Source organism: Chryseotalea sanaruensis, assembly GCF_003990915.1.
GTDB lineage: Bacteria > Bacteroidota > Bacteroidia > Cytophagales > Cyclobacteriaceae > Chryseotalea > Chryseotalea sanaruensis.
This window is the reverse complement of record NZ_BHXQ01000001.1, coordinates 33,639-57,166: the sequence shown is the minus strand read 5'-3', so window position 1 is coordinate 57,166 and position 23,528 is coordinate 33,639. Positions and strand designations below refer to the sequence as shown.

16 protein-coding genes and 1 tRNA gene are annotated in these 23,528 nt (G+C 39.3%); 4 read left to right on the top strand and 13 right to left on the bottom strand.

The genetic code is table 11. The annotated features are described in order from the left end of the window. Positions 1 to 4: 4 nt before the first annotated feature. The 9 genes from SanaruYs_RS00170 to SanaruYs_RS00130 all read right to left on the bottom strand — a co-directional run bounded on the left by SanaruYs_RS00170 (position 5) and on the right by SanaruYs_RS00130 (position 10,640). A complete protein-coding gene (locus SanaruYs_RS00170; protein ID WP_127120491.1) occupies positions 5 to 916 on the bottom strand; it encodes a DUF8464 domain-containing protein in 912 nt (303 codons plus the stop codon). An 89-nt stretch (positions 917 to 1,005) separates the two neighbouring features. Beyond that, a complete protein-coding gene (locus SanaruYs_RS00165; protein WP_174842755.1) occupies positions 1,006 to 1,200 on the bottom strand; it encodes a helix-turn-helix domain-containing protein in 195 nt (64 codons plus the stop codon). A 284-nt stretch (positions 1,201 to 1,484) separates the two neighbouring features. Beyond that, positions 1,485 to 1,859 (bottom strand): DUF2958 domain-containing protein, encoded by a 375-nt coding sequence (locus SanaruYs_RS00160; RefSeq protein ID WP_127120489.1) that lies wholly within the window; start codon positions 1,857 to 1,859, stop codon positions 1,485 to 1,487. Positions 1,860 to 2,164: 305 nt separating this feature from the next. Further along, positions 2,165 to 2,863, bottom strand: a complete 699-nt coding sequence (locus tag SanaruYs_RS00155; protein ID WP_218022336.1) for a hypothetical protein — start codon at positions 2,861 to 2,863, stop codon at positions 2,165 to 2,167. Positions 2,864 to 3,000: 137 nt separating this feature from the next. Then, entirely contained in the window at positions 3,001 to 4,182 is a 1,182-nt protein-coding gene (locus SanaruYs_RS00150) for a tyrosine-type recombinase/integrase (RefSeq protein ID WP_127120487.1), read from the bottom strand. Positions 4,183 to 4,603: 421 nt separating this feature from the next. Then, positions 4,604 to 4,795, bottom strand: coding sequence for a helix-turn-helix transcriptional regulator (locus SanaruYs_RS00145; RefSeq protein ID WP_127120486.1), 192 nt, complete (start codon positions 4,793 to 4,795; stop codon positions 4,604 to 4,606). 119 nt (positions 4,796 to 4,914) lie between these two features. Continuing rightward, complete coding sequence (locus SanaruYs_RS00140) at positions 4,915 to 6,843, bottom strand: ATP-dependent helicase (protein WP_127120485.1); 1,929 nt, start codon at positions 6,841 to 6,843, stop codon at positions 4,915 to 4,917. Continuing rightward, the gene (locus SanaruYs_RS00135; protein WP_127120484.1) at positions 6,825 to 8,915 is read right to left on the bottom strand and encodes an ATP-dependent nuclease; all 2,091 of its coding nucleotides are present in this window, start codon (positions 8,913 to 8,915) and stop codon (positions 6,825 to 6,827) included. Before SanaruYs_RS00135 ends, SanaruYs_RS00140 begins: the two co-directional genes overlap by 19 nt. 108 nt (positions 8,916 to 9,023) lie before the next feature. Further along, positions 9,024 to 10,640, bottom strand: coding sequence for a DUF4435 domain-containing protein (locus SanaruYs_RS00130; RefSeq protein WP_127120483.1), 1,617 nt, complete (start codon positions 10,638 to 10,640; stop codon positions 9,024 to 9,026). A 287-nt stretch (positions 10,641 to 10,927) separates the two neighbouring features. Here SanaruYs_RS00130 and SanaruYs_RS20035 point away from each other — a divergent pair, with 287 nt between their 5' ends. Continuing rightward, the gene (locus SanaruYs_RS20035) at positions 10,928 to 11,086 is read left to right on the top strand and encodes a hypothetical protein (RefSeq protein WP_160118550.1); all 159 of its coding nucleotides are present in this window, start codon (positions 10,928 to 10,930) and stop codon (positions 11,084 to 11,086) included. A gap of 109 nt (positions 11,087 to 11,195) precedes the next feature. Here the strand turns inward: SanaruYs_RS20035 and SanaruYs_RS00125 are convergent. From SanaruYs_RS00125 to SanaruYs_RS00115, 3 genes are all read right to left on the bottom strand, one after another. Further along, a tRNA-Thr gene (locus tag SanaruYs_RS00125) sits at positions 11,196 to 11,268 on the bottom strand. 50 nt (positions 11,269 to 11,318) lie between these two features. Next, positions 11,319 to 13,145 carry a DUF349 domain-containing protein gene (locus SanaruYs_RS00120; RefSeq protein ID WP_127120482.1) on the bottom strand — a complete coding sequence of 609 codons (1,827 nt, stop codon included), beginning with the start codon at positions 13,143 to 13,145 and terminating at the stop codon, positions 11,319 to 11,321. 44 nt (positions 13,146 to 13,189) lie between these two features. Then, positions 13,190 to 13,768, bottom strand: coding sequence for a YqgE/AlgH family protein (locus tag SanaruYs_RS00115; RefSeq protein ID WP_127120481.1), 579 nt, complete (start codon positions 13,766 to 13,768; stop codon positions 13,190 to 13,192). A gap of 151 nt (positions 13,769 to 13,919) precedes the next feature. Between SanaruYs_RS00115 and pdxH the strand changes: the two genes are divergently transcribed. Further along, a complete protein-coding gene (pdxH, locus tag SanaruYs_RS00110; protein WP_127120480.1) occupies positions 13,920 to 14,561 on the top strand; it encodes a pyridoxamine 5'-phosphate oxidase in 642 nt (213 codons plus the stop codon). 6 nt (positions 14,562 to 14,567) lie between these two features. On the opposite strand, the gene SanaruYs_RS00105 is transcribed toward pdxH, so the two are convergent. Beyond that, the gene (locus tag SanaruYs_RS00105) at positions 14,568 to 15,365 is read right to left on the bottom strand and encodes an outer membrane beta-barrel protein (protein ID WP_127120479.1); all 798 of its coding nucleotides are present in this window, start codon (positions 15,363 to 15,365) and stop codon (positions 14,568 to 14,570) included. 195 nt (positions 15,366 to 15,560) lie between these two features. Here SanaruYs_RS00105 and SanaruYs_RS00100 point away from each other — a divergent pair, with 195 nt between their 5' ends. Both SanaruYs_RS00100 and SanaruYs_RS00095 read left to right on the top strand, forming a co-directional pair. Continuing rightward, on the top strand, positions 15,561 to 16,880 hold the full coding sequence (locus tag SanaruYs_RS00100) for a PorP/SprF family type IX secretion system membrane protein (RefSeq protein ID WP_127120478.1): 1,320 nt from the start codon (positions 15,561 to 15,563) through the stop codon (positions 16,878 to 16,880). Positions 16,881 to 17,275: 395 nt separating this feature from the next. Further along, complete coding sequence (locus SanaruYs_RS00095; RefSeq protein ID WP_127120477.1) at positions 17,276 to 23,524, top strand: T9SS type B sorting domain-containing protein; 6,249 nt, start codon at positions 17,276 to 17,278, stop codon at positions 23,522 to 23,524. Positions 23,525 to 23,528 lie beyond the last annotated feature (4 nt).

Here is a 23,528-nt window from a genome sequence, read left to right as displayed (position 1 = left end):
AAGATTACTCCAGGCGCGGCTTGAGGTTGTGAACATGCCAGTCATTCACATCCTTAAAGCCTTTGTAGGTGTCGTTCATAGGGCGATGGACAAGTCCTGGCTCATTCGCCACAAAAGCTTCAATGTTGGCCTTTGCTTTCTCCCCTGCTACGTCATTATCCATCCATGTCCACAAGTTTGCATAGCCAAACCTGTGAATATAAGCCGAAGCCTGACCCAGACAGGAAAGCGAGTTGAGAACAATGGCATCATGATCAAGCTTGCCGTCTGGCAGCTCGGTCACGACTGATAGGAAATCCATGAAGCCCTCAAATATGTGAATCCCTTGTTGGTTGGGGTTACGTCCTCGAACAACACTGATGGCCTTCTTACCCGCACAACCTTTGAAAAAATTATTGCGCAGCTCGTAACCATTCTCTTCATTCAATAGGCCAAGGGCAAAGAAGGTCTTTCCTGTTTCTTTGTTTTTCACACGCACTTGTTGCAGATAATGTTTGGCAACATCCACCCGTATGCCACGGCTTTCGAGGTATTTCTCTAAGGCCGGATGCTCGATATCTTTCTTGCTCAGAAACTTGAGCTTCGGTTCTTGCTGCACATCATCGTGTGTTTCTACCGGAACAATGCGTGGAATATCTCCGCTTAGATTTCCGATCCAGCGCAAAGCATCAGAAACCGTACAGGACTCCCCTTGCCTCTCCAGATAAGTCGTTGCAAAACGGATAATATCTCCGCCTATGCCTTCACCGAAATCATACCAGATATTCTTGGTATGCGTAACCTTAAAGCTTGCTGTTGTCTCATCCCGCAAGGGAGATAGATACCAGGATTCAGTATCTGTCTTGCGTTGGTGTTTAACGCCAAGCTTGTTTAGAATTTCAGTTAATGGTACGGTCTTAGCCTGTTCAATGTTCATTGAAAGCTCCTGTTAGCGCAGATTTTTAATGGATGGTTGGATTGATAATTCGAGAGGGGAAAGTTCTTGAACAACTTTCTCCTCTTTTTTTAGGGACGTAATCCGGCCTCTAAAAACTCATCGAGGTGGTGACGCGCATAACGCACGGCACGGCCTACTTTGATGGGCTTGAGATCGTAACGCTTCGTACAATCCCATACAGCCAACGTCCCGGGCGATACCCTGAGATAGGCGGCTGCTTCTCTACGGTCGAGTAATTCCGGCCGTTCCTTTTTGACGTTCATGTAACACTCCATGTTGTGATGAATGATATGCCCTGAGAAAAACCGTGTTGGTCATTTCTCATAAACATGGGGCGTGTTGATACGTGCATGAGCAATAAAGTGTCAACCAAAATGAAATTTTGTTAATGTCAAAGAATGCGATGGCATGCAGTGTCATTACAATTGTATGTGTCTCCGTATCCGGCTATGTCTGCAATACATACGATGGGATTCACCTTAGTAAGAATTCATTATCCGAATCGAAGTGAAAAGCCCCGCACAATTGGCGGGGCTTTGTCGTAAGATCAATCTGGAGTCAGACAACGATTTAGTATCGCGCTATCTTCCGTAATCGCACTCTCTCTTCGTGCGGCTTTGGCATAGACACTGATTGGATGTTTTGATTTGAACTGCAAATCACGTTCAACGCGAAACAGGTTACGAACGCGAATGCTGTTGAGTTCATCGAGATCAACATAACCAAGTTCGGGAAACCCCATGCCTAGATCGCAGAGACCAAAAGCAATCGTTGGTTCTTCTGGATTGAGTTCCGTCAATAACCACGTACAAGCCGTGCCTGGCAAGAATAGTTTTATAACAGGTATGTGATCTTTGCCAAAGTTTTCAGGCTTTCCGTTTTCCAACATTTGTTGCCGTTGTTCAGAGGTCATTAAAATCATGTCACGTCCTTTCTGTTTGTGATGGTGACAGTGATCGCAAACCTGTTAGACAAGCGAATGCGCCACCAAGAATTTTGTTCTTAGCGGGGAATTGCAAGGCAAGGCGAAAATTGTTGATTGGTTAAATGAGCGTAACAGGTAATAACACTGGCTAAACCATTCCATCACTCAGAAACTGAACATGCTGATATGACCCGCAACGGCCAGGGATTGAAGTGGAAAGCCCGAAGCGCGTTGGCATTGTGCGTTGGCCGGACTTGGAACGTAAAGCCCGGCCCGCAGGGGGACGCAAGATTGATAATTAATTACTCAAGCATCATGCCCGTTTTACGTTTAATCTCTTCAAAAATATCCATTCTCTTTTTCTTTATAACTACATCAAATATTTCCTGAATAAATGGCGCAACGTAATATAATGAAGCATCATCTGGCTTTAGACCAACATCAAGCGAGTCAATGTAATCACTTGCCATCATATAATTTTCCTTCAGATAAAATATATATGATAGATGTTGGATGAAAATATCCTCAATATCAGCACTAAAAGTTTTGAGCGCCTCGATACGTTCTTGCGACATGTAGACTTCATTGTCATTCAAAAGAATTGTTCGGTAATAATTATAATGTGTATGCTCATTACACCGCTCACGAATATTTTTATACTGATCATCTACATGTAGTAACGATCTAATTGCACTTAGTTTTTGCGAATTTTGGATATACTGAGACATAACTCGATATTCAGGAATTTTCTCTTTACCCTTAAGCCAGTTATCTATCTTAGTAACAACAAAATTTTGAATGCTAAAATTATCTTCTAAATACAAATTGGTATAAACGTTGATAATCGTAGAATCATAGTACTTTCTTAAAAGAGCATAAGCATCATTTATCCTGCCCGTACTGAGTATATTTTTAATTGATTCAATAGTACCATGCATAGATGAATACACATATGTATCCAAATTTAAAATTGCTAGAGTGCCCTGCGATTGCCAACTCATAATTTGGTATGAGAGGTCTTTATAGAATTCCGAGTATAATGATAATTGTTCGAATACATGATGAGACCTGTACTCTTGATTCATGCTATTTTTCATTTAAAACACTCCTTAAAATTTATACTTTAAGATACGTGGTTTTAATGGATTTTATCCAGGTAATCAGCCCACTCTTGCATCATCCGCTTTCTGTCTTCAAGAAACTCAGCTCTGTCATATGCACGATCAACTTTGTTTGTTGGTGCATGCGCAAGCTGACGATCTATAACCTCATGCCGATAGCCAAGCCTTTCCTTAATTGCGGTCATGGCAAGCGAACGGAAACCATGTCCCGTCATTTTGCCCTTGTAGCCAAGCCTATCAAGAGCTTTCAAGATCGTATTATTGCTTATTGACTTTCGTGGCCTGTGAATACTCGGAAAGATGTAGCCATTCGGACTGTTGAAAAACTTCAATTCTTCAAGAATGGTTATTGATTGCTTAGATAACGGTACAATATGGTCTCTCCGCATTTTCATGCGGCTTTCAGGAATAATCCACACTCTGTTATCAATATTTACTTCGTCCCATTTCGCGTTAATCAATTCACTTGTTCTAACGAATGTTAACATCATGAGTTTAATGGCCAAAACAGTTTGTCGAAACAATCGCGACTTATTCTGTTCTATTGTCTTAATCAATTCTGGTAACTCATCGACTTTAATTGAGGCAAAGGAAACAGTCCGGTGGCCGATTAAAGCCCCCCGTAGGTCATAGGAAAAATTATGCTCGATGCGTCCGGTCTGCACTGCATAGCGCAAAATCTGACCACAGATTTGAAGTGATCGTTTTGCAACCTCATGCGCCCCTCTTTCTTCAATCTTACGAACACACGAAAGGACATCAGGTGCTTTTAATTGTTTAATAGGTACGTACCCGATGGCAGGGAATACATCATGCTGAAGTCGATACAGTGTTGTTTTAGCATGGCTGGTACTCCATCTATGGCAACGTTGAGCATGCCACTCTCTGGCCACTAACTCAAACGTCTGAGCGGATTGCAAAGCTGAATTGCGTTTAATCTCCTTGCGGTGCAGAGAGGGATCAATGCCGGATTTCATCCGCTTGCGTTCGTTCATGGCAATCTCACGCGCATTTTCAAGCGTAACCTCTGGATACAATCCAAAGGCAACTCGATTCTCTTTGTTGTTGAATCGGTATTTGAACCGCCAGTGTTTTCGACCATTCGGAAACACCTCTAGGTACAGACCTGCACCGTCCGATATTTTGAAAGGCTTATTGCTAGGCTTTGCATTTTTACAGGCAAGATTTGTAAGCTTCATTTAGCAATCTCCTCAATGACTTAATTGCAATTTGGGGGCATGGCCACTTCGCTTACAAAAGTGTGCCCCCAAATGTGCCCCTATTTTCGGGGTCTAAAAAGGACGGCACACCGTGCGAAACGGGCGCGCTTTTACAACAAAAACACAATGAAAATCAGGGAAATCTGCATTCGATAATGAACGTCAACGAACAAAATCGAATGTCATAATGGCGGAGACGAAGAGATTCGAACTTACTGAAGAAACACTTGCAAAGGTTAGTCATTCGATTCGGCAAGTTTGCTTCATGTCCCGATCCATGCCCCCAAATTCACTGAATTCAATTGGCCTTAGTTGAACTAACGCACCAACACATCATATTACTTTAATCGCAACAAGTCCAATAAAAAAAACACCCCCAGGACGGGGGTGTTTAATATAATTACTGCTGCCAATGCTCAGGGTTATCCAAGAATCTTTGGATGTCTGACTTACGCCAGACCGTTATTCTTGGGCCAAGTTTAATAGGCTGCGGATAACGCTTATTCTTTACTCCTTGCCACCACGTGGTCTTTCCGATTGGGATAAGTTCAAGTAATTCTGGCAATCGAACAAAAGCATCTGATAGAATCATTTTTCAATCCTCCATTGAATCTAAGTTATAACTTACGCAGAATGCTTTTGTTCTAAATTCATCAATGAATAACGCCTATTAAAATCAACTATTGCTATCCAGTGTTTTTTTCAGTTGTTTCAGGAGATGGAAAGAACGTTATCTATCCCGAACCATTCATTTGCTCTATCTACAACTTGTTGGCTTGGATTATGATAAAAGACAGCCAAGTTTTCTTTAGCCCGAGTACAACATACATAAAAAATCTTTTGTGTTCTCGCAAGAACACTTGTTGAGCCCGTATTTAAAAACAGGTTTTCAAAATTGTAGTTATTCCAGCCACCATTATCCAAAATGACGAGAACGTTGTTGAACTCGGTTCCTTTTGTCTTATGCTGAGTTGAAAATGGTGTTTTCCCTTCCAGATAAGCGTATAACTTTTGAAACTCACTAAATTTCACGTCCTTTACCCGATTGTACAAATACTCTTTATTAGTTTTAAAATCTTTCAAATAATCATCTATTTCACAAATTCCTTTTTGATGAGCATCAGCGATCACTTCCTCAATCGTTTTATCTCCTACATTGATTAGACTCTCAATATTTTCCTTCAAGCTTCTTTTAGCTGCAATACTAACAATTTTGTCTTTGTAGTCAGTTGCACGCAAAAATTCGTTGTATCTGCCATTTCGGTATAGCATGATATTATTTTGAATTTTAAAAAGATGCTTAATTAAATTATCACGTTTTGAGCCCTTTTTATTTTCATCATCAATATTTTGTTTTTTATCATCAATTAAAGCATCCTTGGATAAATAAATTTTTCTTACTTCTGAAAAGGGTTTGTCCTTTAATTGGTTATATAGTTCCGCACTTATCGGATCTTGAAGTAATATGTCTTTCTTGAGTTTTCGTTGTCTATTCTTCAACTGAAATTTATCTACAACGTTATCAAAGCTGTCGTTTTCAGATATTTCAATTTCAGGACTGTTGTTTTTCTTATCGTCTTTTATCTTGCGTAAAACATCGTTCTTTAACCCAATTATCGGATCGCTGTCATAAATATTCATCAGTGTACGGAAACCTGCTTTATCAGCAATAAGATTATGTGTTAGGTTCAGTTCCTTTGTTTCCTCTGTATTATCAAAATTCCATCCGCAATTTTCAGCTAAGTATTGCTTCACAACAGAAACATCTTCATTTGCTGAATGAATGAACAGAATATTTCCCTCCTTCACATGACCAGCCACCATATTAGGTGCTTTTACATCAATTGATGGTTCCTGTGTTATACCGTCAGTTCTTAGTCTATTTGCCAGATCAATTATTTTTTTGGGGCTTCTTCTATTTTGGTTTTTCTTGATTTCTTTTACTGTATCTGCTGTATCCCCTTTATATTGATCTAGATTACCAATACCATCATCATAAATAGATTGCATTGCATCTCCAAAGAAACCCACAAGGTTTTTCTTTTCACTTTTTCTGAAATGATTGAGGAAAATATCTACTACTGCTGTATTTGTATCCTGATACTCGTCAATAAAAATAAAACGGTATTTGTCTTTAACAATAGTACTGAGTTTAGGATGCTTATCAAAAAGATGGTTTGCTACAAGCAACAATTCGTCATGGGAAATAATGCCCTCTTTAAGTTTTAAATATTCCTTATACTGAATAGGCTCTTCAAGGTCTTCAAAATAATTTTCCTGTATAAAGCTATCTCCATCAATGGATAGTTTAGCATTTTCATCATTCGATAAAGCAATGATGGCAGCCTTTAGTTCCTTTTGAAAATGTTTGATATTGTCCCACAAAAAGTCGTGGATTGTGGAAACATTTAGATTATTGTGATTAACTCGTTCTTCAATTTCTTTAACGGCTGCATTTGTATAGGTCATGCATGCAACCTTAGTCGTAGGATTTTCAGCAATAACTTGACGTATAACCTGAACCAAAGAATAGGTCTTACCACTTCCAGCGCCTCCGCTTAGCAAGAAGTTGCGCTTGCTATCAATGCAATGGAATATTTCCTGCACTTCCGGCTCTAATGTCAGTCTTTCTTCAACCATAGTAAACCTTCTTTGATATAAGCCGGAATTTGCCAATTACTGAAATCAGTATTGCTATGGTACAAGATATCCAAAGCGAAGTGAGTTTTTTTCTTTATGCACCTTTCTGCCAAGTCGTATGCACCAGTTCCGTTTTCAAAAAGCTCTCTATTTTGAAGACCTTTAAAGCTGGCCTTGTTGTCGTTTAAGTACGTCTTGTTTATATGAATAAATGCGTCCTCAAAACTTCTTGCATTGTAACCGTTCTCCTCCGTTTGATAAACAACGCTAAGCTGACCATGAACTTGGTTTGTCCAAGCACCTGCAACCTTATTGAATAGCTTATTGGCAATCGTAAAGCCTTTAAGGTCAGCTAGCGAAGGGTTATTGAAGAAAAATTTAATTGCTTCATTACTGTAAGCCACACCTGTTGTGACATCACATTTTTTACCGTCACCATTAACAGCATCAAGGTCAGTAATAATGAGCGCCTTAATTCCCAAAAAATCAATGAATCTCTCAAATATCTGAGAATAAGCTCCGACTTCAATTACAGAAATGTTCTGAGAAAGCAAAGGTAAGTATTCATCCTTTTCCCCAACTGCGGCTAATCTTCTTTCCTCTTCAATATCTACCTTCCGCATAATAGTTGGAACAAGAATTCGTTCGGTATCTCCCTCAATCAAAATTGCCTTGTCCGCAAAAAATATTTCCGCCCTGTTAATGGTAAGATATTGTTTCAGGAACTGGTACTGTTCTGTTTCTGAGTCATATTCATCCTTAAGGTCTTTCAGATTCCTTGCAATTATTCCCTTATGCTTGTCCTTTTTCAGGTACTTAATGTCATCAAAATCACTATCCGCTACAATGCAGGCCGAGTGTGTGCTGATAACGTATTGCAATCCCCTGTTCTCATCATCTTCCAGTTTAATTCCTTCACTAAGTATTTTCTTTATATTCTTGATAAAAACATATTGCATTTGGGGATGGGTATGGGCTTCCGGTTCTTCAATAAACAGCAGATTAATATCTGCTGGTTTTTTGTCCTTCTCACGCTTAAATTCATTAACAAGAATCTCAATTTCAAAGATCATGCTGATGAGATTCATATAGCCTAATCCGTTGTAATGCTCAGGAAGCTGATTTTCCGCATCATGTTTGTAGACTACTGTTGTGTTTCCTTCGAGGAGTTCCCTGTGTTGAAGTGTTGAAATAATCTCAATCTCAGATTCGTTGATCTTTATACCACCAAAATCTTTCACTTTCTGAATAATATCAGAAAAAAGCGTTCGGTATATGCCGCTTAAATCACTATCCGTTTCACTTAGTTTATCCTTAAACTCTTCAACAGCTTGATTTTCTTCGTCCCCTTTAACAGTGCTACGATATATTTCGGAGGTTTGTCCTGAAAGAGTTTTATCTGCATCCTTATTGGCAACATCTCTTTTTGCACTGATGTATTTAAAATTGATAATGTCTGAAATACTTATTTTTTCCTTATCAAGATCAATGGATGTTTCCTCATTAGCTTGCTTAGTGTTAGGATCATAAGCCAGTGAATGTTTACCTATTTTAAAATAGGTTGAATGGTTTGACTTTAGGAAATCAATTACGTTCCGTGGGATGTAGCCAGGTTTATCTTGTTCTTTCTTTTTTTCTTTCGTGCTAAATGCCAGATAATCATTTCTAAGTTTAGTGTACTCAGTATAGTTTAAAGTATAATCAAAGCCCAGTACCACCACATTGTTATCAGGGTCTAAATCCATCATCACCCTGCTTATATTAGACAGATTGTCCGTCTCTGTGTAATCTATAAATAATCTAAGCTTTATTCCTAATCCTTTATAGTCATCTTCGGATATAGCTTCTTCTGCTTCAATTATCTCCTTAAGAGTTTTCTTGAAATCAATATTTAGATCATCAAATGTGAATTTATTTTTTTCTGAGTGTCCCAAAAACTTATCGAGAACCGACAGAACCGAGGTTTTACCAGTATTATTTTTTCCAACTACTAAGGAAAGCTCTTTTCCCAAGTCCATTGAAAAATCTTTAAGCAACCTGTAGTTTTTAATTTGTACTTTAAAGATTTTCATTTGCTTCTTGTATCCTCATAAAAAGTTGTAATATCCACCATGTCAAATGTTTGCTAAAAAAACAAAGTCAAATGGTTCTATTAAACTAAAAAAATTATACTAATAATATTATCTTTCAATCAAGTCTGTTAATGGTTTTAGTATTACTTTAAATAATCCCATAGTTTCAGGATCATCAACAATAAGCTTTCTGACCGTCCCTTCATAATCGTCTTTTGTAAGCCTAAGGCCTTTTAAAATATTAGTTAGAACAGGGGTCTCTCTAACTGGATATCGAGATATTAATCCAAGTAGGTTTTGATCCGTTATAAGTTTATCAAAATGAGTCAATTCTTTTTCAAGAACTGAAGAAACGTCAATTACTAAATTGAAATTATTTTTGCTTTGAATATCTTGATGCTTTGGTAGAGAAGACATAATAGTGTCTCTTATTCGCTTTTCACAAAGTCGTGAGCAAAGCCGCTCTCTATGCAATGATATATCTCTAACAATATTTTTGGTAGCATCATCAAATAGACTAGAACTATTTACACCAGTAACAGAAGATAACCGTGAAGCAACTCGTTTTATAACATCCAAATGATAATAGAGCGACTCAACTGAGTAAAATGGTAGTGCAGCTATCCCTTTTGATCTGAGATTTTGAATTTGTTCTTCTGTTCTATCGTCAGAGTCTACTAGTCCATAAGGACTAATCCAATGAATCTTTTCAGTTGCTTTAATTCCCTCAACAGCTCTCTCAACCTGACTGCAATTTCCTTGAGGAATAACTGTCACGCTTGGGAAGATCAATTGGTAAATTTGTCTATCTAAACTTAGTGACTCTCCCTCTACAAAAAGAATCTCGCGCTTTGAGCCTAAGATATCTCTTTTTATAGTCTCAGGGATTTGATCATTTGAGGAAATCAAATCAACATCCCAATCTTTGATGTTGCTACCGCTCCACTGGCAACTCCTAATCATTAGAACACTTGATTCTGGATGATCAATTGACAAATTGACATCATGAGTTGAAATAACAAAAACACAATCGTCTCTTTTTTTAAATAGCGTTGTGAGCAAAGGTGAGATAATTGATCTGTGCAAATGACGCTCTGGCTCATCTAAAATTATTAGCGAATTAGGCTCTGCGGTCAAAACATCTGCGCTGATAAGCAATGCGTTCCTTTCACCGTCAGATAGCTCCGCAATACTATATTGAGCACTTCCATTTTTTGACGCAAACAATTGCTCATCTCTGCCAAGAGTAATTGTAATTGGTATATTTGATAAAGCTAGTAATTCATTAATCGCCTTAATAGGTGCTTGACTTTCTGAGTGCCTCTTAGCTAGTTCAATATTATTCCTATCGACTGCTGAGGCAATATTTCTCGCTCTGATGTTTTCAGAATTAATAAGATCAAAAATTGAAAGTGAAGTTCTTGCCTGTGAATACCCGTCTTTCCATCTTGAGTCTGCTTGAGAGTCAGTCGCTTTTATTCGGTTCTCTGTCTCTTTTTTTTGAGAAGCAGTCATGTTCATTGCATTATCTGTAAACCACGTTTGCCTATGGGCAAGAATGCGCTTAGCGTGATTTCGATTTTGAATAAAAAGATTGTGCATTAATGTCGATTTTCCCACGCCATTAGCACCTAATACAAATAATGCATTCCCTTCATTAAGAGGAACAATAATAGTTTCATTATTCGATGTTGGAATTTTGAATTTGAACTTATTTTCTGACATCAATTTAAGTATTACCTCTGTTTAGCCTACACTCATAATTTATCCTCTACGCATACTAAAGACAATGTGCATACAAATCAAGACTTCTTAAATAGCGTGGATATCTTTCACTGCACGCGAGATTTCACAGCTACTAAAGATAAAATAAATCTCCAATTTCTTCCAATTTATTTGAACTAATATCTGTTAAGGTTTTAGTTAGACTATTTTGCTTGACATTGGCAGCCAGTCAAAAAGGTAACTTAAGAAGGTTTTATAGCCACAGCATAGTATACTAAGTTTCTCAAATGAAGTTCTTTGATCCGTTTAAACCATCAATTCCCTCTTATCTAATAAATATTGGATTAGGTAAACTTAACACTGAAAATAATAAGCCCTTACGTTTTGTTACTTTGCCACTCACCACCTATCGCAAACAATTGATTAGCAGTGTTAGTGTGGTCTAAGATTTTAGGTTCAACCTTTTGTTAAAATGGACATTCAAAAAAACACGCCGGAAACACGCCGAAAACAAAAAAGCCAGTCACACTTTCATGTAACTGGCTGATTTTCAAGAGCCCCCTGCCGGAATCGAACCAGCGACCTACTGATTACAAGTCAGTTGCTCTACCAGCTGAGCTAAGGAGGCGAAAACGGAGTGCAAAAATAGATACAGATTTCTAATTTGCAAATCTTATTCTACATTGATCGAATTAATTTTAACTGTTTTTTAAGCTCAGAAAGCTCCTCCTCTGCCGACTTAATCTTCTGATTCACCTCATCACGCAGACTATCAGCATTTTTAGAGCGGGCAAAGAACTCCAGGTTATTTTTCCACAAGGCAACATCATTCTCAACTTTACCGATTTTCTTGCGAATATTCTGCTCTTTCTGCTGGAGCTTTTTATCAGCAAATGGATCGTTCTTCAGTTCACTCAACTGTGTCTGTAACGAAAGCTGCGCCTTCTCCTGCTCACTAAGTCCGGGAATAGCACCTACAAACTTCTCAACAGCCTCACTGTGACGGTCGCGTATGCTGTTCATAGCATTACGTGGCACAAAGCCTGCAGCTGCAAACTTAGCCTGCAAGTCCACTAACAGCGCTTGGGTGGCAGTGCCATTGGTTGCAGCATCTTCTAATGCCTGGCAAATAGCTTCTTTTTGCTTAAGGTTATCAGTCTGTTCAGTGTCTGCCTTTTGCTGCTGACCTCTTTTCTGCTCGAAGAAGAAATCGCAAGCTTCTTTAAACTCTTTAAAAATTTTCTCGCGAACTTTTTCAGGAACTGGCCCTACATCTTTCCAACGTTGCTGAAGCCCTTTCAATTCGTTAGCGGCTTTATCCCAATCACTGCTTTCTTTTAACTGAATTGCCTTGGCTAAAAGATCTTGTTTAATCTTTAGGTTAGCATCTCGCTCTTCATCAAGCTTTTTAAAGAAGACATTTTTAGCATGGAAAAAAGCCTTAAATGCATTCCAGAATTTCTTATTTACATCCTTAGCTTTTGCACGAGGAATACCACCAATTAGCTCCCACTGTTTTTGTAAAGCCAATATTTCCTGTGTCTTCTGGTTCCACTCTTTTATGCGATCAGTATTGAAGGTTGCAAAGCTTAGAACTTCCTCAGCAATCTTCAACTTCTTCTCCAGGTTCACATGTAATTCTGCCTGCAGGTGTTTTACAAACTCATCGCGCTTAGCGTAAATAGCATCAGAAGCTACTTTAAAACGCTGCCACACAGCCTCTTTTTCTTCTTTAGGCACAGGGCCTAAATGCTTAAATTCATGGTGAAGCTCATTTAACTCTTTGATCGCATCACGAAGCGAATCGTTACTAAGGAGTTTTTCAGCCTTAACTATTAACTCATTTTTTAATTCTAGGTTTTTCTTTCTATCGAGCTCTTTTAACTCGAAATAAATGCTCTGGTTATCATAAAAACGGTCTACCAATGCATGGTAATTTGCCCACAGTGTTTTAGCAGGGCCAGGCGCTACCTGTCCTACAGCTTTCCATTGCTTTTGCAACTCCTGAAATGCTTCATACTGATTGGATGCACCTGCACCATCCAGTAACTCACGCATTTTCTCTAATAGCTCTTCTTTTTTACGTAGGTTTTCGTTGCGCTGCTCTTCCTGCTGGCGCATATATTGGTGTTTCTTATCACGTATCAGTCTCGCGTTGGCATCAAATGCCATATCAAACTCATCGCCACGATATTCGAAGTCATCAGCCAGTCCGCCTTCAGCTAAAAAGCGTTTTTTAGCCTCAGTCTTTTCTTTTTCTGCTATTTCATCATACAAAGGTTTTATCTCGCGTAGGGTGAGCTCTGCTTTTATAGCATTATTCTCCTTAGCAAGTTCTTTGGTTAGCTCCGCAAGTTGTTTCTTCGAAAAAGTAGAATAGTCAGGCTTCTCCTCCTCTATCGAGTGAAGGGCTTCATCTTTTTCCTCTAAATCAGCCTCGCTGTGCAAAACACCGGTCGCCTTTTCAAGTGCCGATGTACCGTTTTCATTCTCGTTCAATTCCATTGTATGTTAAAAAGCGTGTAAAAATATAAAAAATGGCTCGCGGTTCAATTTAAATTAGGGTCAATTGGATAATTAGAATAAATGGAGAAGCGTCCCCCCATATTACTTAATGCTTTTCGCCACATTTGATCTGGTGTAATATCAAAAAGTAATTCACTGCTTATGTAATCGCAAACAATCCAGCTATCCTCTTTTATTTCTTCTTCTAATTGCCCTGCGCCCCAGCCACTATATCCTAGAAAAAAACGCACATCTTCCTCCTGAATTGTACCAATATCCAAACCACTCTGCAGGGCCTCAAAATCGCCTCCCCAATAGATGGAGTCAGCAATTGGAATTGCCTCGGGCAATTCCACTATACGATGCAGATAATGTATCGTATCCTGTTGAACCGGACCGCCTATAAAAGCCTCACTATCAACCGAAAGGTCAGCCAATACATCGTTTATTTTAACAATGGATTGTTTGTTTAACACAAAACCGAAAGAACCATCTTGGTTGTGCTCGCATAATAACACAACAGTACGTTCAAAGTTAGGATCGTTCAAAAAAGGCTCTGAAATGAGAAGTCTCCCCTTTTCAGGTCTTAGCTGGTTGCGGTACTTGAAAAAATCGAAATTCATCAGTCTGTGCAAATTATAAAATTGTGACTAGGCATGACAGCAAAAAAGGGACGATCATTCAAAATTGCTACATTATCACGTCAATAGTGGGATAAATTAAGGGAATTAAGCCTTAATTTCACCCCAGAAAGCTAATTATCGCTTTATACGCATGAATGAACTCCACGCACTTAGAACGGAATATGCAAAAGCCAGTCTAGACATATCGTCTGTTAATACTGATCCATTTCTGCAATTTGAAAAGTGGCTTACTGAAGCCATAAATGCAGGTGTTAAAGAAGCCAACGCTATGTGCCTGGCTTCCGTTGGCGAAGATGGCAGACCTTCGCAACGCATTGTTCTACTTAAGGGGGTAGAAGATAAGAAGTTTGTATTCTATACTAATTACCAAAGCAGAAAAGGCACACAGTTAGATGCTAATCCGATTTGTGCCCTCAACTTTTTCTGGCCTGATCTGGAGCGCCAAATCAGAATTGAAGGTATTGTAAATCGCATCTCAGTAGAAAAGTCTACTGAGTATTTTCAAAGCCGTCCGCGTAGCTCGCAATTGGGTGCCTGGGTTTCGCCACAAAGCTCACCTATTAAAGACAGACAGCTGCTGGAAGATCGGTTCGCGGAAATGGAGAAAAAATTTGATGGGGTTGAGAAATTACCTAAACCTCAGCAGTGGGGAGGGTATGGGGTAGAACCTATACTAGTCGAATTCTGGCAAGGCAGACCAAGCCGTTTGCATGATAGATTAGAATATGTTAAGGTTGATAACGAGTGGAAGATCAACAGGCTTGCCCCCTAACCAAGTCTACAGTTTCTTTTTGTTAATGGTGCTCTTACCTTTTTTACGCTGATCGGTTTTCAAATCAATCATGTATGCTACGGAAAGTCTAATGCCACTATTGCGTGATGCCAGTACATCTGTATAATCTGTAGCTGCTGGAAAAATACCATTGCTATTCCCTAAAAAACTATGCCCTCTTTCATATCGGAACATAATGTTGACTTCATTAAAACCTAAAGGCTGAAGCACAATACCTGCAACGATATTTATACCAATTTGAATACGATTAGGTTCGGCAATATTCATTTCATTTTGACTAACCTCATCAAAAGGCTTTCTAAAAGTAACAGTATATGGAATGTTCGATACACCACTCTCTGCAATATCTGTTGAGGCGATAGTTCCTTTACCCCCAAGCCAATAACTAACATTTGGACCTCCACCTAAGTAATACTTAAAGCCTTTATTTCCGCTAAGATTTCCCTTAAATTGGGCAGTGTAAAGGATAGGCATATCAATATGGTTGTATACAACCTTATTCTCTAATTTGCTGTCAACATCACTTTTAATCACTTTACCTTTCTTCGAATAAAGCAGAGAGGTGGTTAGAAAGAATCTTTTATGAACGCGAAGGGAAACACTAGCCCCTGCGTGGTAACGAAAAACCGGGCTTGTATTAAAATCAGATCTTAAATCTTTGTCGTTAAATTCAGTCCACGAAATTTGTGGCCCGGCAACTGGTCCAATTAGTACCTGGCAGTTTATATTAAAACTAACCAATGCCATTAATGTAATTGTGACTACTAAGCGTGCGGCTTTCAAGTTCTATTTAAGTTAAGGCGTTCTTACAGACAAAGGTAGTTACAATTCGGCTTCTATATCTTCCAAAAAACGATTAACTTCGTGCTTTTACGGTATTTAATACATTATTGCAGTCCAATTTTTTTAACTCCTTGTTAATTGGCAAGGTATTTTTTGTAATGACTTCCCCGGGTCATGGATATTTAAGATTGTTTAATGAGACTTGTTAACATTTTTACGAGTTGTTTACTCTTGAGTATTGTCTCTATTTGCGGGGGGCAGAATTACCCTATTTATAATTCCGTATATGCAAATCCATTCTTATATAATCCTGCAGCGGCTGCCAACGAAGAAACAACAATGTTTGTTCATCACCGTCAGCAATGGCTGGGCATAGATGGGGCACCTGTTATTTCAGCTTTCTCAATTAACTCACTCATTGATAATAAACGCTATGGTCTGGGTGTAAAGGCAAGTTCATTTCAACGGGGTTTGCTCACCTCCAGTGATGTCTCCTTCGCCTATGCCTATGGCATACCCTTAAATAAAACCAGTCAGTTTTACTTTGGCATGTCGGCAGGTGCAATTACAAATACCCTTGACATTAGTAAGGCTTCAGACCCTTCAGATCCTGCTTTTGCAAATTATCAAGACAATAATTTACAGGCTTCTGGTAGTTTTGGCATGCTCTACAAAAGCACCAGCGGTATAAGTTTAGGTGTAGCACTTCCACAGCTCTTTGCACCAGCCTTTTTAAACCCTAGCTTCTCAGTGGTTACTCCCCAACCTTTCGATCAGGTCATAGCCTCTTTTGGATACCGCAAAAAACTAGAGGGAAAGCTGATGTCAAAGAAAGTAAGGGGAATGAAAACAAGGGTAAAAGGTAAAGAGATGTACGCACCATTAGAGTTTTACTTGCTTTACCGTTATGCCGCCTTTCAGGAGAATCAGTTTGAAGTAGCTACTAAACTTAACCTAACACAAAACTTTTGGCTTGGTGCAAGCTACAGGCAAAACTATGGTTTAACAGGTAGCACAGGGTTTCAAATCAAAAAATTGTCATTAGGATATTTCTATGAGCTTGGTTCGCAACCAGAGGCGGGTTTTTCTCAAGGATCGCACGAGGTATTTGCCGCGCTTCGTTTAGGCGAAACTAAGAAGTACAAAAGACCTGCGCCTGTTTTGCGTTCCACTTTGCTAACCACCAAAACCACACAGCACCACGCACGCTTTCAAAATCAGGCGGATGATCCGGAAAAATTGCTCAATGCTGAAACACCAGAAAGCAAGCGAACTTTCTACGTTGTTGTCAGATCATTTGCAGACTTTGCACCCGCAGACATTTACAAGAATAAGTTAATTGGTGAGAAGTATAATGCAGAAATTTTCTACTACCCGAAAGATAAAAAATACCATATCTACGTTTATAGCTCGCTAAAGTCTTCAGAGGCCTATGAAGAGGTTCGAAATTTGAAAAATTTTACAAAAATTAAAGATGCCAGGGTGTTGGTTGTAGAAACAGAAAGCAAGAAATAAACTTTGGAAGACCTTTAAGTTTGGAAGACCTTTAGGTGATAATATGTATACCTTATTTATGATGCAATCACTTAAACAATTTCAGATAATGTATGTGCTTCTTTTGTGGACCTGACTTATTACATCACTGCTACTTTTGTTTACCTGCCTAATGATGATTTTTTGAGTAATACCTTACTTCTGCATTTAAAAATAAATGAAGTCTAATGAACACGCACAACTCCAATTATTAACTGGAATAAAGGTTAAAGCGTACATTCTTTCGCTATTTTTGACCGCTCAAAGTCTGCTTGTGTAAACTGTCGCTAAAACCTACAATGTGTGGTTACCCTGAAGTATAACACATTATAAAGTGAAGTTAGATACAGATATTTGTTTACTAAATTCTTAAACCTATGAAACGTATTGTTTTCCTGTTTGCCCTTCTACTAGGTTCAGCGGCAACAAGCCTTTATGCTCAGGAAATTTGCAATAATGGCGTTGATGATGATAATGATGGTTTCATCGATTGCTTTGATAATCAATGCGCTAACGACAACGCCTGTAGCGGATCGTATATTGGCAACGATGCACTTTGTGAAGCCAAGCCATCTCAGTTCCCGGCATTTAAAATGACGCTGGACTGGGCCTCGCCAAATAAAGTAACTAACCACCTCAACCGGATGTCTATTGGTGATCTAGATCGGGATGGCATTCCAGAAGTAGTCGTAACGAATATTGAAGGAAACAGCAAAGGTGTCTATATCCTAAACGGTAGCAACGGTACCATTAAACATTCCAATACCTCTCTCCCATTTTCAGTTGACAGAGAAGTGGTTATTGGGAACTTGGATAACGACAACTGCGCGGAGATTTTTCTGACTGGTACACAAAGTGGTACCCGATACATTTGGGCTTATTCTTGCGATTTAAGCACTCAAATATGGCGCTCTCCAGGACTTTCTGCAGATCCTGGGCTTTTTGCCTTGGCCGACTTTAATGGTGATGGTCAGGTGGAGATGTATTTCCGTGACATTATTTTAAATGCACACACTGGAGAACTAATTGCTAACTCCTCTTTAGGGCTTACTGACGTAACTGGTAGCCCCATTGCTGTAGACATTGTAGGTGACGAAAATCTGGAACTGGTAACCGGCCTTAGAATTTTTACTGTAAATATTGGTGCAGGCACTATTACTGAACATTCAAAACGTGATGAATATTTCCTCAAAACAAGTCCCGATGGTAGCCACACTAGCGTGGCAGATTACAACCTTGATGGCAACCTTGATATTCTTGCTTCTGGCTCCACTGGTTCCAACAACAGCAATACAACTGTCTTTTTTTGGGATGTAGCTAATAACACGCTTAAGACCTTCAGTGATCCTATTGCCGGTAATTTCACCATTCAAAATTGTGGCGGTGGTACAGGCTTTTCTACTGGTGAGTATTACAAAAATGGATGGCATCGTGGCACTGGTCGGATTAATATTGCCGATGCTGATGGAGATGGACAGTTAAACGCTGCCTATGTATCTGGTAAATTCTTATACGCTTTAGACGAAAACCTGGAACTACTTTGGAAAAAAACAGTTTCAGAAGAAACCTCTGGTTACACAGGTTGTACTATGTTCGACTTTAATGGTGATGGAAGCTCTGAAGTTGTTTACCGAGATGAACGAAATCTATACATTATTAACGGAGTTGATGGTACAACCTATACTTCACAACCTTGTATATCAAGAACAGCTAGAGACTATCCTATTGTGGCAGACGTAGATGCTGACGGTCAATCAGAATTATGTGTTACTTGTGGTTTTAATGATCAATTATCATTAGACAATTTCTGCGATATCTCATATTCAGAAAACTCGCATGTACGTGTTTACAAAACTGACCTTGAACCGTGGGTGCCTGCAAGAAGATTATGGAATCAAAATGCATACTTCAATGTCAATGTAAACGATGACTTAACCATTCCCAGAAGACAGCAAAGCACACAAACTATATTCTCTCTCACCGGCTGCGATCCCGCTAATCCACAACCAACCAGACCACTGAATACATTCTTGAATCAATCTCCATTCCTTAATTCGCTGGGCTGTCCTAAATATGCATCTCCCGACTTAAGTTATGTAGACAACTCCTTGGTAATTAATGCACCTACCTGTCCTGAAACTGATTTTACGGTTTCGTTTGCTATTGAGAACTTAGGGGATGTACCTGTAAACGGAAATGTACCAGTTACTTTTTACAAAGGAGATCCGCTACTACCCGGAGCCATCAGGCTAAATACAATCACAGCAAATCTTGGAAGCCTAACACCTGGAAACCAGTTTACTGTAAATAATGCAACTGTAACAGGTGATGGTTCTGCCTTCACATTATTCATTGCTATTAACGATAGTGGAACTACTGTGCCCTCACCTATTTCTTTCCCCAACACGTCTATTTTAGAATGTAATTATGACAACATAGTATCCGCTGATGTTGACCCTCTTCCAGCAGTTATTAATGCATTACTAATTGATAATAACATTAAATGCGTGGGTAGTGTATCTCCTGATAATGGATCGGTGCGCGCTTTTGTCCCTGTAGGAGGTGTTGAGAATACAACTGACTATAATTTCTTCTGGAGCAATGGCGCAAGTGCTACGGCTCCTCCTGCTTTTACAGGACCAATTTACTCTGGCTTAGATAATGGAACCTTTTCTGTTTTTGCTGTACATAAAACAGCCAACTGTTCTTCTGATACTGCAAGTGTAGATGTTATCCGTATTGACAGGTCAATTCCAATCACTATTCAATTAAATAATGCATATACAAACTGTCTCCTTCCAAATGGTGAGTTAGAAGCCGCTGTAACAGGTGAGCTTATTGCTAATTTTAACTTTGAATGGTTTGTGGGCAATGATCCATCAATAGTTGCCAATAAGATTGGTGTTAATGAAGTAGTTACTGGCCTTTTGCCAGGTATTTATACAGTGCTTGTTACTGATAAAAACTCAGGTTGTCAGGCTGTAGAATCGCTAACTGTTCCTGATGAAACCAACACACCCGTTCCCATCATTGCAAAACAAGATATTATTTGCTCTGGTGCCAATTCGGGTAGTGCTTCTGCTACTGTAGGTGGAGTAACAAACGGGTTTACTTTTAAATGGTATAATGGTAGCGCAGTAAAACCTGCTGCTGATTTTACTGGAAGTAATTATACTAACCGCCCAGCAGGTAATTACACATTAGTGGTAACTAATAATACAAGTCAATGTAGTTCAGTTCCGGTAACAGTTAATATTATTCAAACAACTGCACCAACGGTTAGTATTACTAAGCTTTCTGATCAGCAGTCTTGCGATAGTAGTAAGCCTATTGGAGCTGCATCAGCTAATGTTGGTGGTGTAACTGCTGGCTATAATTTTCAATGGTTTAGAGGTCAGAATACCGCTACTGCAAACCTAATTGCCAGCACACCTTCTGTTGCAAACCTTGCGCCTGGAACTTACACAGTTAAGGCTACAGATGCTGTATCCGGATGTTTTGATACTGAGAAAGTAACTATTGTTGTTGATGTTACAATTCCAAGCCTTTTACTTGCCGCAGTAGGTGATCTTACCAGTTGTACATCACCTGATGGTTCTATTACCGTTGGCGTTACCATGGACACCCCAGCGGATTATGATTTCGCTTGGTACATTGGAAATGTAGTTGATGGCACACCCGATTTTGCAACAACAACGAATACATTATCAGGTTTGCCTATTGGAACATATACAGTACAGGCTACACACAAAACCAAATTCTGTACCACCGCGCCAATCTCTGCGACTATTGCCGACAATACACCTACAATCGATATCCAACAAGAATCATCTGTACAGCAATTACCAACCGATTGTAATTCTAGTAATGGAATTTTAGGTGTGGAGATAAGCGCGAACGGAAATACTGGAGGTTTCAGGGTAGAATGGTTTAAGAATGCAAGCACCGTTGCTTTCTTCACCGAAAACACAACACAGTTTTCTACTGCTTCTAATTTGCAAAGTGCCAATTACAGGGTAAGAGCCACAAACTTGGATAATGGCTGTTTTGCTGAAGAAGTGTTTGCTTTGCCTTTTGCAGATGCCCACATTTTGACATTGGTTACTGTTAATGATGTAACTACTTGTACTCCTGCCAACGATGGAAGTTTAGTTGTAAATCTAACTCCAACTACAGCTAGTATTCCAGGCCCCCCTCCTGTTAGCTTTAATGTTAATGATTATGTTATTAATTTATACAGTGGTCTTGATGATACCGGAACACAGCTACAACAAGTAACGGGTGCCTCCGGTACTTTAAATGGGGATGGCTCAGCAAACTATACCTTCACTAACCTTACACCTGGTGATTATACCCTTGTTGCCATTGAAAATAATGCACTGCTAAGCGGATGTAAATCAGTACCCGTAGTTACAGAAATTCTGCCTTTGGATAACGGACCAGTTATAACTGCCCCCGCCATTACACCTAACACAAATTGTATTGGTGTGGTGCAACCCAATGGTCAACTTGAAGCAATTGCGGATGGTGCTAATCCTGCTTTATACAACTTCGCCTGGTTTGATGGTCCTGCCATTACTTCACCAGCTGTTGTAACAACAGGAGGTGTTAATGATAATATAGCTCTTAATCTTGATGGAGGACAATATACAGTGCAAGTAACTAATATTGCTAGCCAGTGCCAGTCTAATGCAACTTTTACACTTATCAATAATCCTCCTATTATTTCATTGAGTGATGCCGATTTAACTATTGATGCACTAACCCGCTGTGATGTTACAAATGCTGGAGCACAAGTAAACCAGATAAGAGAAAATGGTGCAGTGGTGCCACTTACCAATTATGACTTTGAATGGTTTAATCAATCAATGACTTCCATTGGTACTACAAATGCTATTGTTAATCAAATTGCAGGAACTTACTTCGTAACCATAAGTAATAATGTAAACAATTGTTCTAACAATTTATTCGAGGTTGTTTTAGAAGACCAAACCATTGGTTCCGTCAATGTAAGCCTTACTGATTTTACTTCACCAACACGGTGCTTACAACCTGCAAATGAACTTGGTGAGCTTGTAACTAACCCTGGTGGTAACAGCACAACCGGCTATACCATTACATGGCATGAGGGTAATAGCATTGCTAATGCCGTGGTGGGTAATACAGCAACATTATCTGGTATTGTTATTCCTGCTGGTCAAACCAGCATTGAAAGAACAATTCAAATTCTGAATAACTCCAACCAGTGTTCAGTATCAGAAACGTATTTAATTCCCTTAGAAGTAGCGACTTTGGGCTTGAATGCCTCTGCTGCCTCACCTATGACTAGCTGTGTTACTGATAACGGTGCAGTGTTCTCTACTGTGACTACAGCAGGAAGCGATAATTATACTTATAACTGGTCAATTGGGAATCTTGCAAAAGCTACTCCTGACTTTACCGGAAAAGAGGTAAATAACCTTGCTATTGGTACTTACACTGTAGAGGCAGTTGATAATACTGATGCTTTCTGTACCGTTGGACCTATAACTGTAACTATTGAAGATGGAAGAGAAAATCCAGTTATCGCTGCAGTTCAAGCAGCTCCTTTAACAGTATGCGATCTAAGTAAGGCTGACGGTGTGGCTAACGTTACCGTTGAAGGTAATCTAGCCGAATATAACTTTAATTGGTATGTTGGTAATACTGTAAGTGGTACATCATTCTACACTGGCATACAGGTTGGTGGCCTGGAGGCGATAACCTATACTGTTGAAGCAACACATGTTGTAACTGGTTGTCGTGGTAATGCTAACATTACTATAGGCCAAAACATTGTGGCTATTCCTCAGCCAACTGTAACGGTACTTAGCAATGTTACACAGTGCGATATTACTGCCACATTACCTACACCAATTAGTAATGGTTCTTTAACTGCTGATATTAATGGAAATACACGTGACTACATTTTCGATTGGTCTGATGGTAATAGCATAAGTGTTCCCGCTGACTTTACAGGTGAGATCTATGCAGGACTACCTCGAGGCTTGTACTCGGTAATTGCAACGAGCAGGATTACAGGTTGTGTATCTCCTCCGGCAATTGGGGAGATTATTGAAGATCTTGATTTACCTGATTTTGATTTCAGTGTAATCAATTCAACTTGCGATCAGGAAAATGGTTTCATTGCCTTCAACATGACCAATGATTTAAGTGTATCTACTGTCGAGTGGTTCCAGGGTGGGACTTTACTAAGCACTGAACCTGTATTAATGAACGTTCCTGAGGGTGTCTATACATTACGCGTAAGATCTTCATTGGGCTGTCCTAACGAGAAAGAAGTTAGTGTAGGCACTGAGATCAGGCCATTCAATGGCGTGTCTAGAAATGGAGATGGTAAAAATGATCTCTTTGCTATTGCGTGTATAGAAAGCTTCCCGACTAACCTGGTGAAAATTTTTAACCGCGCTGGTACTTTAGTGTATGAAGCTCCGGGTTACGACAACATTGATGTGTACTTTGATGGAAGATCCAATAAAGGAATAAGCCCGATGGGCAATAATTTACCGGATGGTACTTATTTTTACGTTATTGATAAGGGCGATGGTTCAAAACCAGTAGCCGGTTATCTCGAAATCGTTAACTAAGTTT